Genomic DNA, 16,190 nt, shown 5'->3' with positions numbered 1-16,190 from the left:
TTAGAAAACTCATTTACCATGTTTTGGATTTGAATTATGATTAATTTGCTCACGTTGATGAGATTTTAAATTTAGATCGTTATAAGGAAGAATCGGGAGAGAAATCATTCAATCTTCCACATTAAACTCCAGAAATCGACAACACGAGATGCAAATTTGATAAAAATCATAGGATGAAAGAGAGGGTTTATATGAGGTTTCATCAAATCTGGAAGTTCCTCCTGGCTGTATTGCTGGTCGTATCATCAGCGGGCATCGCTCCGTTTATCCGGCAGGCTCAAGCTGCTACAGTCTGGGAACCAGTAACACCTAATGTCGGTAACAGTTCCTCCAGTTATTCGGTCGGGTACAGTAACGGGATTTGGTATGTATTCGATACACTAAACGGAGTTTATTCGTATTCAGAGGATAATGGGGTTACCTGGATTGGTAACATGTCAGATAATTTGCTGAGGATTTTTGGAAGTCAGGATAGAATTTGTAAGGTCAGAAAATTAGCTCACACAGGCACCGAGACACTCGCCGGTTGCGATAATGGTGATCTAGTAGCTTTGCTTGACGGCAAAAGTCCCTCGGATCCAAGCAACTGGGAAGAGAGAAGAGTAAACAATACTTCGAGTTCCCCGACTCCCGCTCTGACCGGAATAGCAACGGATGGAAAGGGTACGACAGTCGTCACGGGGCAGGACGGTTCGATTCTTACTTCTACGAACGGCTGGGTAAACAAACCTATACCTGAAATCAAAAAAGTGTACGGCGTAGCTTATGGAGGCGTTGGCGGTACCAAGGAAAAATTCTACCTGGTGGGGGAATACGAAAGCAATCATAACAAGATATACTCCTCGGAGGATGGAATTACATGGGAAGTGGTAGCTGAGCTTCCAAACGGGCCTTTCAGAAACCTTGCTTACGGCAACGGTACACTTGTTGCTGTGGGAAATTCGGGATATGTGTACATTTCGGATAACGCTACAAGTTGGAAAGCAGCAACCTTGCCAAATAACGTTAGCGGCATTCATTATCCGGCGGTTGTTTTCGGTAATGGCAAGTTTTACGCGTCGGGAGGAGTACAGACCGTCATTTCCTCTACTGATGGGGACAACTGGGAAGTGGAAACAACAAACCCGGGAAGCAATACTTTCACCTCTATTGAAGTCGCGGGTGGACGGGCAATGGTTGCCGCTCAGGGGTCAGTGAAATCGGCCACAGTCAGCCCTCCTGTAATTGGCGGACCTGTGAGCACCTTCACCGACAAGGCAAGGACAAGTCGTACGGTCAGCTTCGAATGGACGGCAGCCAGCGGTTCGAACGCCATGAAGATCGAACAGAAGCTGAAGGGAGCTGGTACATGGGGGGAAGCATTCGCCGGGAATATAGACGCGAATGCGACGAGTGCCACTGTAACGGGTCTGACGCCGAATACGGAGTATGAGTTCCGCCTAGTCGTTGACGGCGGCGTGAATGCAGGCAGCTCGAACGAAATTACGGTTAAGACCGATGTGGAGCTCATAACTTCATTTGCCCAAAGTGCGGTGACGGATACGACGGCGGGATTCACCTGGACGGCGGCAGTGGGCGCAAACTCGGTAAAGATTGAGCAGAAGCCGAAGAGCGGCGGCAGCTGGACAGCATCGACTACCGGGGTGCTTGATGCAGGCGCGTCAAGCGCAACTGTGACTGGCTTGACACCGCATACGGAGTATGAGTTCCGACTAGTCGTGACGGGCGGAGAAAATGATGGAATTTCAAATGTAATTTCCTTAAAAACTCCCCAGCCTGTAAACACTTTTGAGAATACAGGGGTCACGAATACGACCGCAAGCTTTGCTTGGCCGACTGTAACCGGAGCGACCGGGATCAAGATTGAGGCCTCGTTGAAAAATTCGGGCAATTGGGTAACAGTCTCAACCAATGCGGGACCGATACCGGTAACGGCTACAAGCGCTATTGTTACCGGCTTGACACCAGGTCAGGAATATGATTTCCGTCTTGTAGTAACGGGTGGAGACAATGCGGGCAACTCGAATGTTGTCACGGCGAAGACAACTTTACCGGTTAATGATTTTATGAATGGAGAAGTTGCGGCCACGACAGCCCAATTCACGTGGACCCCGGCCGTAGGAGCAAGCTCGGTGAGGATCGAGCAGAAGACTGAGAGTGAAGGCAACTGGACGGTAGCTACCACCTCTGCAGCTCTTAACCCGGCATCGGCGAGTGCAACCGTGACCGGTCTGACGCCCAACACGGAGTATGAGTTCCGCTTAGTTGTAACGGGCGGTGAGAAAGCGGGTACGTCCAATGTAGTGACAGCAAAGACGAAGGCTGCTCCGATCGGAACATTGGTTGCTGGCACAGTAACGTCCACGACGGTGCAGTTGAACTGGCCTGCGGCTACCGGAGCGAGTTCGGTGATGATCGAGCAGAAGCCGAAGAGCGGCGACAGCTGGACGGCAGCATCTGCCGGAACCATCAACGCAAGCACGACAAGCGCGACCGTGAGCGGCTTGACGCCGAATACGGAGTATGAGTTCCGCCTGGTTGTAACGGGCGGACCGAACGAGGGTACGTCAAACGTAGCCGAGGCGAAGACAAGCGCCGAACCGATCATGAATTTCGCAAAGGGTACGGTAACCGGTACAACGGCCGATTTCACGTGGAACCCGGCCATGGGGGCTAGCTCGGTGAGAATTGAGCAAATGCTGAAGAGCGGCGGCAGTTGGACAGCGTCTGTTACCGGGGCGATTGATGCAGGTGCGTCGAACGCGACGGTGACTGGCTTGACGCCGAACACGGAGTACGACTTCCGCCTAGTCGTTGCAGGCGGGACAAATGAAGGCACTTCAAACGAGGTCTCCGTCCGAACATCTTCTGCGCCGGTCAATGCGTTCAGCGTGTCTTCGGTAACCGATACGACGGCAAGCTTCGAGTGGCCTGCGGTGTCTGGAGCGGTATCTCTTAAAATCGAGCAGTCGCCTAAAGGAACCGACACGTGGAACGACGCTCAGACCGGACCGATTGCCTTGACGGATACGACAGCAACGGTAACCGGATTGTCCCCGCAAACAGAATACGAATTCCGTCTGAATGTAAGCGGTGGAGCGAACGATGGTGTATCCAATACCGTAGAGGTAACGACCTACACTTACTCAATCAATCCGATTTCAGACAAGAAACTGGCCGATCTGGTACTTGGTTATGCACCGGGCTCTCAAGAAACGCTTAGTGTACCGGTAATGCGTACAGGCAGCGGCAAACTGATTAATTTGAGTGCGGCAATCAGCGGAACGAACGCGGATGCGTTCGAAATCACCCAGCCGTCCGATACGGAATTAAACGAAAACATGCCTGAGACGACTTTTACCGTTCGGGCCAATGATCATCTTACGGCCGGGACTTATACGGCAGATATAACCATAACTGCAGAGAACATGACAGCTGTTACTTTTAAAGTGACGCAGGTCGTGAACCTGCCGAACGCTCCGGCGAATCCGCAGGATCTTGCGGCAGTTGGCGGTGACCGTCAGGTACTTCTGAATTGGAGCACGGTAACCGATGCAACTTATTACGATATTTACATGAGCACTGAGCCGGGAGTGTTTGGCAGCCAGCCGGTGGCAACAGCTACAAGCGCGACTTACAGTATCGATAATTTGACGAACGGCACCCCATATTATTTCATCGTCAAAGCCGGAAATCCAGGCGGCATCAGTGCGGCTTCCAATGAAGCAAGCGCCACACCAGGTATCACTCCTGACGCACCGCAAAATGTGATTGCGGTGGCCGGGGACGGACAGGCGACCATTACTTTCATGCCACCTGCAAATGACGGAGGTCTCCCGATTACCGGATACGAAGTGACGGTGTCTCCGGGGAATAAGATCGTCACCGGAGTGTCCAGTCCCATTACGATCAAAGGCTTAACGAATGGTACCAGCTATATCTTTACGGTAAAAGCAATTAACGCTGCAGGCAGCGGCGCCGGAGCAGTGTCTAATGCGGTAACACCGGCAGCCCCGGCAAACGGCGGCGACACCGGAGGTAACGGCAGCGGCAACGGAAGCGGTAGCGGTAGTGGCAATAGCAACGGAAATGGAAGCGGAAGCGGCGGCAGCCCGGCCCACCTGCAGCCGAACGGTGTAGAAGTTATCGTGAATGGCAAGCCGGTTAACGCAGGCAAAATTACGACGGGCAATCGAGGCAGCCAGAAACAAGTCACCCTCAGCGTAGAAGAAAAGCTACTGCAGCAGTACCTGAAAGCTGAAGGAAAGGGCGCAGTCGTCATCGTTCCAGTTACGACGGAATCGGATATATACGTTGCCGAACTGAACGGCCAGATGGTTAAGAACATGGAATTGCAGCAGGTTACACTTGTTCTGCGAACAAATCATGCTTCCTATACCCTGCCTGTCCATCAAATCAACATTGATGCCCTAGCCGGCAAGCTGGGTCAGAAGGTTCAATTGGGAGACATAAAGATTCATCTCGAAATTTCTGAACCGACAGCCGATATGATTCGCACAGTGAATGAAGCGGCCGTACAGGGCGGTTTTGAAACGGTAACACCGCCTCTCAATTTCACGGTGCAGGCAGAATTTAACGGTAGAACGGTGGAAGTAACGCAGTATACGAATTATGTGGAACGTCATGTGATTCTGCCGGACGGTATGGATCCGAATCGTATCACAACCGGTGTCGTGGTGGAGCCGGACGGAACGGTCCGTCACGTGCCGACTAAAGTCACTTTGGAGAGCGGCAAATATTATGCCCAAATTCATAGCCTGACCAACAGTACTTATTCGGTCGTGTGGCATCCGGTGGAATACAAGGATGTCGCGAATCATTGGTCGAAGCCATCCGTAAACGAAATGGGCTCGCGCATGGTCATTAATGGGGTGAGCGAGGAGATGTTCCTCCCGGATCGTGACATCACACGCGCCGAGTTTGCAGCTATCATAATCAGAGGCTTGGGAATCAAACTGGAACAGGGTAAAGCGCCTTTTACAGACCTGAACAGCTCCGATTGGTATTATGACACGGTGTATACGGCTTCCAGACAAGGATTAATCAACGGATACGAGGACGGGACATTCAGACCAGGGGATAAGATTACCCGTGAGCAGGCTATGACAATCCTGTCCAAGGCGATGGTGATCACAGGTTTAAAAGCCAAGCTGCCGCAACTTCCGGCAGATGAGCGACTTGCTTCGTTTGCTGACGCAGCATCGACTTCGGAATGGGCGATAGATAGCATGGCGGACAGCGTACAAGCTGGAATCGTATCTGGGCGGAACGGTGCGCAGCTTGCTCCTAAAGCCTTTATCACCAGAGCCGAAGTTGCTGCTATCGTACAGAGACTGCTTCAAAAATCGGATTTGATTTAATCAAAAGTGTAAGTCGAAAGATTCGTGGTCTTAGGGATCTTGCTCAGGGGAGGGAGGAAGAAAGTTGAAGACTCCCTCTGCCTAAAGCATAAATAGCAGAAAAGCCGATAATCAGGGAGTAACTCCTGTTTTTCCTCGTTTTTTTCTCCTAGCTAAAAAATAGAACAGGGAGCATGCCGCCGTAGCGGATGCTCCCTGTTTCATGGAAGTAGCTTTTCCAGCTGCGTTACCCTTAAACCGGCTTGATCGTGTCGCGTAAGACCAAGCTTGTAGGCAGCATGACCTTCTTGCTGCCGTAAGACGTGCCTTCAGTAAGCTCGAGCAGCAGCTTCGCACTCTCATAGCCGAGGACGTCGAAATATTGCTTCACGGTGCTCAAGGCGACCTTGGCGAATTTGGAGCTCTCGAAATCGTCAAAACCCATCAGGGAAACTTGTTCGGGGATCCGAATATCCAGCGCGGTGAGCTGTTCGACGACCTCCAGGGCCCGCTTGTCGTTCGCGCAGAACAGAGCGGTGAGTTCTCCGCTTTGGATCAGGCGCGCAAGCTCGGCGTAGTCCAGTTCCTTGTCAAGGAACAAGAGCGAATCGGGGACCGGAATGGCTGCATTCGACATGGCATTGCAGTAACCGTTATATCTCTCGACCTCCGGGCTTAGATGATAGTCGTAAGCCGCAAATCCGATCCGCCGATGACCTTGCTGTATCAAGTATTCTACGGCTTCATAAGCACCGTCATGGTTATTACAGGTGACGACGTTGACCGGATAGCCGGAAGGAGAACGATCCAGCATTACGAACGGAATCGATTTCTTGCGAACCTCCCCGAGATAACCCTTTGCCGCTTCCGGATCCGAAGAATAGATAAGTAATCCCCGCAGTTCCGTTTGAATCAGCCCCAGCACGAGCTCGTGTTCCTGTTCAAAGTCGTTCTCCACGAATTCGATGATCAGCTTGCAGCCATGCTTGCCCAGAAAGGATTGGATGCCTCTCATAATCTGCATATACGAACTATCGTACAGGTCGACCCCGGAGATGACGAAGGCGACCAGATTCGAGGTTTTGTCCGGGTTGGCAGGTTGGCTGGCGACAAAGCTTCCCTTTCCCCTCACGCGGTAGATCACGCCTTCGTTTACCAGTTCCGACAGCGCTTTACGCACGGTGATGGAGCTGACATCAAGCAGCTTGGAAAATTCGGATTCGCTTGGAATCCGATCATCCTTCGTAAATTCCTGATTCTCAATCTGGGACAAGACATAGTCTTTGACCATCTGGTACTTTGGCTGAGCCAAGTCCTTATTGCTCAAAATAAGTTCACCTCATATCAACATTTCCTCAAGTATAACGCATATTTCTCGAGAAAGTATACGTAATTGGAGTTTATCTCGGATATAGGTCCTGTCGAATAACCGAGTTTTGTTCAGAATTGAAGCGAAGATAGAGCTTAATTATAGATCATATTTGAATTTCAGCAAGGTCTGTATTACGATGAGGTCAAATAAGGTATGTGTTATGTTGACGCTTATTATAATAACATTAAAAGATGACGCTTTGCAAAATGAATAGTGCGGTACCTTGCCCGTGATCGGCTATGAAAAAAAGCCGCCGGGGAATCCGGCGGCTCGGGTGCTTAAAGTTATTTTTAGAAGGTGACAATAGCGCCTTCCTTATCGAACGGGTAGTCGATAACGATGCGCGCCGCTTCGGTATCGCCGATCCCGCTGTACAGATTCACCTTGCCGTCGGGGCGCATTTCGATGCCGGCGGTGAACGCGCAGTCGGTCAGATGCGCCTTCTTGGCGGGGCCGTCCGGATAACAAGGACGGGTGCCGATGATTTTCAAATCGGAGAATTGATTCGTCAAAGGGTCCAATACGAAGGCCATATTCATATAGGTCGACCGGTCTTCTTGAGCGTAGCAGATATGGCCGATGACGCCGATCTTGCCGCTTTCGAGCAAGTATGCCTGATTGCAGCCGCCCCACTCATCCTTGCCGAACAGTCCGCGGATATACGGAGCGTTCTCGATGACTTCCCGGGACAGGTCGCCCAGACTGTCGATAACGGTGAATCCGACTAAGGATTCGCTCCCGAATTCCTTGCGGACTTCTTCGCTGCGCGGACGGGAGAATACGCCGATCTTACCGTCCTGGAGCTCGACGAGCCGAATGTCCTTCATCGTGTCCGGACCGGTCGTGAAGTAGAAGAGATCATGAAGGTCACGGCCTTTATAGAAATAACCGTAGAAGGTATCGAGCCGTTCCTGGTTATAGCGGACATGCGTGCCGCCGAGTACGAGCTGTTGGTTGATCACGCTGATATACGGGTCTTCCAGCTGGTAAATCATCGTATCCGGCACGACCGTCCACTCGTCCGGACCGCTCTGCTCGAACAGGCGAACCCAAGATCTAGCCCATTCATGCCGTTTCTCCACGCGTCCATACATGTAGCGTTTGCCGTTCCATTCGAACGGAATCGAGGGATTGTAAACATCGAAGCCTTCGACTCCCCGGAAGATCAGCTTGGCGCTTTCATAAATGCGTTTGTTTTCTTCGAATTGCTGACGCAGCTTGAGTAAGTTCATTCGTGACAAATCTCCTTTCAGGCATCAATACCAACATACTAACCGAACATTTTGCTGTTAATCTTGCTCCATTTTGGAATGCATTATGGTGTTTTGACCTTGGAGGAGCTTGCCTTCATACAAACAAGGAGGGGATCGTGATGATGAAGCTTCTTGCAGCAGACGGCATTGATTCAGACATTCAGGCCCACTATCGCCTGATCTCTTCGGTGCGCGATACGATCGGCATGCATACGCATGACTTTTTTGAATTGTTTATCATTCTGAAGGGAAGCGTCGTGCATGTTATTAACGGCAGCCGCCAGCTGCTGGAAGAGAACGCGCTCGTGTTCATCCGCGACCGGGACGTTCACTGCTATGAACAGACGACGGACGGCGATTGCCAGTTCATCAATTTGTCTTTCAACCGGGACGTCCTGAACGATCTGATTTCTTTTTTGGGAGAAGGATTCCCGAGCGAGAAGCTGCTGGAGCCGGCCATGCCGCCGTCGACCTTGCTGTCCAAAACGGAGAAAGAGTACGTTCGTTATCGGCTGGATCAGCTGAGTCTGATTCCTCAGGAGAAGAAGCTGGCCGTCAAAGCGGAGGTCAGAGCGATCCTCACCGACCTGTTCTCCCGGTACATTAAGGCCGAAGCGGATCCGATTGAACGAACCGGACAGCCGGAATGGTTCAGAGCCCTATGCAGGGAAGCCCAAAGGAAGGAGCATTTCACGCAGGGCACGGCTGCCCTTGTCGGGTTGTCCGGGAAATCCCATGCCTACGTATGCAGAATGTTCAAAGAGCATCTCGGCATGTCCCCGACGCAGTACATTAACGAATTGAGGATGTCATACGCCGAAAATTTGCTGCTAAATACCGATATGGAAATCGTGGATATCAGCCTGGAGATCGGACTCGATAACGTCAGCTACTTCTATGACCTATTCAAGCGGAAGCATAAACTGACGCCTCATCGGTACCGCCAATTCGGGATAAAACGAGTAGATAGTATACAAATAAATAAATAATTTTAAGGTGTTTTTATATATTGACGGAGTAAATAGTATGTGTTATTTTTTAACCTAACATAATAACTTTTCATACAACGTGAGAGAACGATCGGTTTGGGACGGCAGCTGGAAGCTGTCCGTTTTCGATGCAAGTCTGGAGGTGAAATTGAATGCGTTTACATAAAAGGCGGGCCAAGCGGCCAAGTTCATGTGTCTGCAAGTAATCGTGTCAGCCGCATCCGAACGCGACATGTTAACCGTCAGGAGGTGTTTCCTTGAAAACAACCAATAACAGGCTCGTCGCCAGAATTGTCAGGCACCGTTATTTATACCTCATGGTGCTTCCCGGCTTTTTGACGCTGTTAGTCTTTCACTATTTTCCGATGTACGGAATTTTAATCGCCTTCAAAGATTTTAATGCTTCCAAGGGGATTTGGGGGAGCGACTGGGTGGGGTTTAAGTACTTCACTTCCTTTTTCAACGATCCCATGGCCTTCAGGGTTTTGAAGAACACATTGCTTCTGGGTTTGTATACGTTGCTGTGGTCCTTCCCGGCGCCGATTATATTGGCTCTGCTGTTTAATGAGCTAAAGAACAGAGGCTTCAAGAAGCTTGTCCAGACCGTTTCGTATTTCCCGCATTTTATTTCCGTTGTGATCGTTGCGGGCTTGCTGAAGGAATTTACGGCTAGAGACGGTTTGTTCAACCATATTGTCGCCTTCTTTGGCGGAGACCCGGTCATGTTTCTTCTTGAGCCGGACTATTTCCGGACGATATTCATCTCTTCCGGCATATGGCAGGGCGTCGGGTTCGGCACCATCATCTACCTTGCCGCACTAAGCGGAATCGATCCGACGCTGTATGACGTAGCCGAGGTGGACGGTGCCAGCCGGTGGAAGAAGGTTGTGCATATCACATGGCCGTCGCTCAAGCCGACCACCATCATTTTGCTGATTTTTGCCGTAGGGGGCATCCTCGGAAGCGATTTCCAGAAGATCATCCTCCTTTATTCGCCTGAGACTTACGAAGTAGCGGATGTCATCGGTTCCTATGTGTATCGTCAAGGTATACTAGGTGCGCAATACGAGTACACGACGGCGATTGGATTATTCATGTCAGCCATATCCTTTATTATTCTTTTCGTGACCAATTGGGTTAGCCGGAAAGTTTCAGAAACGAGTTTGTTCTAGGTGGTGGGGTGTTGAAAAAGGCTAGCATCGGTTCCAGAGCTTTCGATGTGATCAATATTGTTATCATGCTATTCATCCTGATTGTCGTGCTGTACCCGATTCTAAACATTATCGCGACGTCGCTCAGCGGCGCGCGTTACATTTCCTCAGGAAGCGTCACGATTTGGCCTAAGGGGTTTAATCTGGAGGCGTATACGACGGTGTTCCGTGATCCTTACATTTTCAAAGGGTATCTGAACTCCATCATCTATGCGACCGGCTCGACGGTCATCATGCTGCTGTTTACGGCGCTGATGGCGTATCCGCTCACGATTCCGGGATTTGCGGGCAAGAAGTTTCTTACCATTTTCCTCATGATTACGATGTTCTTCGGCGGAGGCCTCATCCCGACCTATCTGCTAATGCGCAGTTTGCATCTGCTCGATACGGTATGGGTCATGATTCTCCCCGGCGCGATCAGTGCTTATAATGTGTTCCTGTTTCGAACCTTCTTTCTGAATATTCCTTCAGAACTGAAGGACTCTGCCTATATCGACGGCGCGAATGATTTGGTGGTTCTATTCAGAATTATCCTACCGTTGTCGAAGGCGCTTTTTGCCACCTTTGCCCTGTTCGGTCTGGTCGGAAGCTGGAACAGCTGGTTTGAAGCTTTGATTTATTTGCGAAACCAGGATATGTATCCTTTGCAGATGGTGCTCCGAAACTACCTGTTCACCTTGGATACGACGGCGATTCAAGGGCGTGTGGGAGGAGGCGCGGTTGCTATTAATGCCCCGGGCGAAACGCTTGATCCGAAGGCGGTACGCATGAGCGTCATCATTATTACCATGTTCCCGATCATGTGCATCTATCCGATCTTCCAAAAGCATTTTACCAAAGGGATATTCGTCGGTTCCATTAAAGGCTAAGAAGCGTATGCGGCGGAGTCAGGTGATGTGGGGCGTACCGTCCGTGACCAATCATGAATAGCGTTTTCGAAAATTATGGTGCAAATTAGGGGGAAATCGAATGAACAAACTGGCCAAAATGTGGGTCCTTGGGCTGGCCGTGCTGATGGTTTTGTCCGCATGTTCGAATAAGTCCGAAAATTCCGATGCCAAGGAAAATACGCAGGACGTCATGCGCTTCTCGGTGACGCTGCCCGCGAGCGGCGTGGATAATCCGAATAGTCTGGTAGGCAAGGAATGGCACAAACGCATGGAAGCTTATATGGGCAAGAAAGTAGAAATCAAATACAACTATATTCCGTCCTCCGAGTATGACGAGAAGGTTAAGCTCACGATCGCAAGCGACGACCTGACGGACTTCTTCGTGACGCCATTATTCTATGATACGAGCGAAATGGCCGCGCAAGGCCAGCTTCTCGAGTTAACCCAATATAAAGATTTAATGCCGAACTATATGAACTACATCAGCAAGGTCAAGAACGGAATGAAGCGGGTAACGGATGCCGACGGCAAGATGTACACCTTCAGAGAAACCTCCACGCCCCGGTTCCCGGAGGATCGCGGCATGCTCATCCAGAATACGTCGTCTTACCGCTATGACGTGTTCAAGGCCAATAACATCAAAATTCCGGAAACGCTCGATGAATTTTATGAAGCCGCCAAGAAGCTTAAAGAGCTTTATCCTGACAAATACCCTGTTGGAACCAAATTTAACAGCCTGAGATCGCTGTTCTCCGCGAGCCACATTCGGGACGATATCTTCTGGGACGGAGAGAAATACGTCTACGGAATCCTAGAAGAAGGGTACAAAGACGCGCTCCAATTCGCGAATAAGCTGTATGCGGAGAAGCTGTTAGATCCGGAGTATACGATTGACACGGACGATACGGTGAAAAGAAAGGCGTTAAACGGCGACAACCTCATGTGGCTGACTCAGTGGTTCACGACGCCGGCGGAGTACACGAGAACGGCCAACGATGGCAAGATTTTCGCGGTTTCGCTGTATCCCGACAATCCGAAGTACGGTAAGGCCTGGCAGGAGGTTGTGAACGGCAATACCCCTGACTTGGGCTGGGCAGTCTACGGCGTAAGCTCGAAGGTAAAAAACCCTGAAGAATTGATCAAATTCATCGATTATCAATATTCGGATGACATGATCCGGCTCATCACCTGGGGAATCGAGGGTACGACCTATACGGTTGGAAAAGATGGTGTTCCGACCTTTGTCGACTCGCTCAAAACGGCCAAGGATCCATGGCTTGAGGGCGACAAATACGGCATGCGCGCTAGCCGCAACTACAACCCTGGCCTGCAGATGGTAAGCGACGCAAGAGCGTTCGTGGATTTTGCCGCGACAGACTATACGGTATTTAACGGCAAATACGAAGAAGTGCCGATCGAGAAGTCGCCATTCCTGACGAGTCTGCCCATGCCGAAGAATGACTATGTCCCATCCTGGCTTAGCGAGCCGTCGATTCAGCTCACGGGTAACGAGAGCCAGCGGATCTCGGAGATCATGAACCCGGTGAAGACGTTCGTGACGGAAGAACAGGCCAAATTCGTGGCGGGCAAGAACAGCTTCGACAACTGGCAGGCCTTCATCGATAAGGTTCGAAAAATGGGCGACATCGATGAGGTGCTGAAAATTTATAATGATGCCGCGCAAAGAGCTGCGGCAACTGAATAGAGGTAAGTTCTCCCGCTGCCGACCGCAGCAGGGGGCGGTATATCAAGAGCGATAGGATCGTAGATTACGCAACCATAGGATGTGAGAAAAACCATGAGTGAAAAAAAAGAGATTCTATTCCATACCGAGAAACTGCTGAATAAAAGAGAACAATACATGATAACGAAGGTTTCTCCAATCGATTTTTCCGGATTTACGACAAAGGAACAGCTGTTTATCCATGACATGGAAGGGCGGCCGTTCCAGAGCATCGCTCCGGGCCAGCGTTGGGGAGAAAAATGGGGATACGGCTGGTTCCGCGGGACTGTCGTCGTCCCCAAAGAGGCCGAAGGCAAACGGATTGTGGCCATGCTCGATTTTGGATCTGAAGCGACTGTGTATATTAACGGGATCGTGAGCGGCGCAAAGGATCTCAACCACCATTACATGACTTTATCCCGTTCAGCGAAAACCGGCGAGCAATTCGACATTGTGGCAGAAGCTTATGTGGGCCATGCTGATTCCCGGCCGATGTTCGGAGCGTCGCAGCTCTGCATTTTTGAAGAGGACGTGTACCAATTTTTCATCGATTTGGAATGCTTGTACGATCTTCGCGGCAGCCTCGATGCCAAATCCCTCCGCGCGGCGGAGATTGACCGCTGCCTGACCCAAGTATTTGCAACGGTCGACCTGACCTTGCGCCAGGAAGAGTTGGGAGAGAACGTAAAGCAGTGTCGAAAGATCATGGAGCCGCTCCTTTCCTGCGTGAACGGTTCGACGGCGCCTACCCTGTACCTGATGGGACAGTCCCATCTGGATGTTGCCTGGCTGTGGCCGATCGCGGAGACGAAGCGGAAGATTGCGCGGACCATGTCCAACCAGCTGGCGCTCATGGACGAATATCCGGAATACACGTACACCCAGAGCCAGCCGTATTTGTTCCAGCTGGTCAAGAGGCTGTATCCGGAGCTGTACGGGCGCATTAAGCAGGCCGTGAAGGAAGGCAGAATCATTCCCGAAGGCTCCATGTGGGTGGAGCCCGATACGAATCTGCCCGGCGGCGAGAGCCTGATTCGTCAGGCGCTGCACGGCAAGCGTTTCTTCAAGGAAGAATTCGGCGTGGACAACGAAATGCTGTGGCTGCCTGACGTATTCGGTTATTCCGGCAACCTGCCGCAAATCATGAAGGGCTGCGGGATCAAGTATTTCGCGTCTACAAAATTGTTCGGTACTTACGACAATGTCGCCGATCCTTTCCCGCATAATACGTTCATGTGGGAAGGGATCGACGGCTCGCAAATTTTGACGCATCTGATGAACTACGGCGATTACTATCCGATTCGGATCAATCCGTCGTTCTTAATCCATCAGTGGAACGACCGCGTTCAGCTGGAAGGAATCTCTACGCGGCTCACCCAGTTCGGACACGGAGACGGCGGCGGCGGCTCCAATCGGGACGATCTCGAGTTCTTGCGCAGGCTCGGTAATTTGGAGGGCGTTCCCAAGACGAAGCATGGCTCGCCGATCGAATTTTTCGAGGATCAGCTAGAGAAAGGCATCCCGGATGCCAAATACGTGGGAGAGCTCTATTATCCCGCTCATCGCGGGACCTATACGACGCAAGCCATCATTAAAAAGCTGAACCGGAAGGCGGAGATCGGCTTCCGCGAAGCAGAGCTTTGGGGAGCGGTGGCGGAGCTGCTGCATAACCGGACCTATCCTCACGAGGAGCTGGACCGTCTATGGAAGGTTCTGCTGCTGCACCAATTCCATGATATCCTGCCGGGCTCATCCATCCACCGCGTTCATGAAGAGGCACAGGTTGAGCTGAAGGAATTAAATGAGAGCGTGTACGACATGGCCTCGGACGCAAGAAATGCGCTGACGGACGGTGACGTCTCCCGTGTTACCGTCTTTAACTCGCTGTCCTGGCCAAGAAAGGAACTGGTCGCATTGCCTGCTGGCGTCTATGGGATTGCAGGCGAGAATGGCACAGCCATGCCGGTGCAGCTGCACGAAGGTGTCCGCTATGCCGAGGTGGAGACGCCTTCCATGGGCTGGTCGACGTATAAGACGGTACCGGAAGCAGCGGATAGCCTTGCCGTGCCCGCCGTGATGGCAACGAAATTGCATATGGAGAACGAATGGATCGCGCTCGAAATGAACGAACAGGGCGAGATTGCCCGTATATTCGACAAAGAGACTGGTATGGAATGGGCGGCGGACCGATGCAACGTCATGCGGATGTACCGGGATCAAAATTCGGATTTTGATGCATGGGAGATCGACCGGCGCTACCGCTTGGCACCTGTCGAGCTAAATGCAGGCGCCAAGGTATCCGTCACTGCAAACGGTCCGCTCTTTGCGAATATTCGGGTCGAGCGAGAGTTGAATCGATCGACCATGGTTCAGGATATCCGGCTGCGTGCCGGCAGCCGCCGGGTGGAATTCCACACGACGATTCACTGGCGCGAGAAGAACAAGCTGCTGAAAGTCGATTTCCCGGTCCGCGTTCATACGAACGAATCGCTGCAGGAAATTCAGTTCGGTTACGTGAAGAGGCCGAACCATGCTTCACGTCCGCATGATGCGGACCGTTACGAAGTGGTTCATCATAAGTGGTCTGCGCTTGCGGAGGCGAACCGCGGCTTCGCGCTGCTGAATGACTGCAAATACGGCATTTCCGTCAACGATAACACGATGAGCTTAACGCTGCTCCGGGCTCCGACGTGGCCGGATGAAACGTCCGACCAAGGGGTGCACCATTTTACATACGGATTTACGTTCTGGAATGGCGCTTTCCTGGACAGTCCGGTTGTGCAGGAAGCCTATGAGCTGAACTATCCCGTTAGTCTCATGTCCGGAGGTAGCCGTGAGACGCAATCGCTGCTGTCCGTCGATCAAGCCAATGTGATCGTGGAGACCGTCAAGCTGGCTGAAGACGGATCGGGCGATTGGATCGTGCGTTTGTACGAGAGCAAGGGAGCATCCGTCGCGTGCGGGCTTCGCGCAGGGCTGCCTGTTGCGGCGGTTCATGAGACCGATATGCTGGAGAAGAATATGGAGGAATTGCCGCACGAGGGTGGAGATGTATTGCTCCAGTTCCGTCCGTTTGAGGTGAAGACGGTGCGCCTCCAAGTGGAACGGGGGCAATAAAGGATGAATGCAGGCCGAGACCGGCGCGGATTTCTTGCGAAGTTCGCGCTGAAGCGGACCTGCCTTATTCGCCTGAGCGGCATGCGATAATGATGTGCGGATGTACCCGGTTCGCAAGGCATTTGACGATGTATGCAAAGGTAGCTGTGCAGCGTTTAAGCTGCTGTTATGCACAGCAATAACTGTATCCGCTTACATTTGAATGTGCTTCCCCATCCGTACATTTTCATATCACTCTATGCATTGAAAGGAGGTGGTTAGGGAATTCCGTCAAC

At 51.4% G+C, this 16,190-nt stretch carries 8 protein-coding genes; 6 read left to right on the top strand and 2 right to left on the bottom strand.

Annotated features, from left to right (window positions below; all coding sequences use genetic code 11):
• Positions 1-191 precede the first annotated feature (191 nt).
• Complete coding sequence (locus ACTHPM_RS24320; protein WP_440397360.1) at positions 192-5,381, top strand: fibronectin type III domain-containing protein; 5,190 nt, start codon at positions 192-194, stop codon at positions 5,379-5,381.
• Between the two features lie 232 nt (positions 5,382-5,613).
• Here the strand turns inward: ACTHPM_RS24320 and ACTHPM_RS24315 are convergent, their stop codons facing one another.
• Positions 5,614-6,687 (bottom strand): GntR family transcriptional regulator, encoded by a 1,074-nt coding sequence (locus ACTHPM_RS24315; protein WP_440397361.1) that lies wholly within the window; start codon positions 6,685-6,687, stop codon positions 5,614-5,616.
• 335 nt (positions 6,688-7,022) lie between these two features.
• A complete protein-coding gene (locus ACTHPM_RS24310; protein ID WP_440397362.1) occupies positions 7,023-7,964 on the bottom strand; it encodes an MTP-1 family protein in 942 nt (313 codons plus the stop codon).
• 140 nt (positions 7,965-8,104) lie between these two features.
• Here ACTHPM_RS24310 and ACTHPM_RS24305 point away from each other — a divergent pair, with 140 nt between their 5' ends.
• The 5 genes from ACTHPM_RS24305 (at position 8,105) to ACTHPM_RS24285 (ending at position 15,915) form a co-directional block, all read left to right on the top strand.
• Entirely contained in the window at positions 8,105-8,974 is an 870-nt protein-coding gene (locus tag ACTHPM_RS24305) for an AraC family transcriptional regulator (protein WP_440397363.1), read from the top strand.
• A gap of 257 nt (positions 8,975-9,231) precedes the next feature.
• A complete protein-coding gene (locus tag ACTHPM_RS24300) occupies positions 9,232-10,146 on the top strand; it encodes an ABC transporter permease (RefSeq protein WP_440397364.1) in 915 nt (304 codons plus the stop codon).
• An 11-nt stretch (positions 10,147-10,157) separates the two neighbouring features.
• Positions 10,158-11,054 (top strand): carbohydrate ABC transporter permease, encoded by an 897-nt coding sequence (locus tag ACTHPM_RS24295; protein WP_440397365.1) that lies wholly within the window; start codon positions 10,158-10,160, stop codon positions 11,052-11,054.
• Between the two features lie 100 nt (positions 11,055-11,154).
• Positions 11,155-12,780, top strand: a complete 1,626-nt coding sequence (locus tag ACTHPM_RS24290) for an ABC transporter substrate-binding protein (protein ID WP_440397366.1) — start codon at positions 11,155-11,157, stop codon at positions 12,778-12,780.
• A gap of 93 nt (positions 12,781-12,873) precedes the next feature.
• A complete protein-coding gene (locus ACTHPM_RS24285; protein ID WP_440397367.1) occupies positions 12,874-15,915 on the top strand; it encodes a glycoside hydrolase family 38 C-terminal domain-containing protein in 3,042 nt (1,013 codons plus the stop codon).
• The last annotated feature ends 275 nt before the right edge of the window (positions 15,916-16,190 follow it).

Origin of the sequence: Paenibacillus sp. SAFN-054 (genome assembly GCF_051966755.1) — a bacterium.
Taxonomy (GTDB): Bacteria; Bacillota; Bacilli; order Paenibacillales; family Paenibacillaceae; genus Paenibacillus_AQ.
This window is presented reverse-complemented; position numbering and strand designations above follow the sequence as displayed.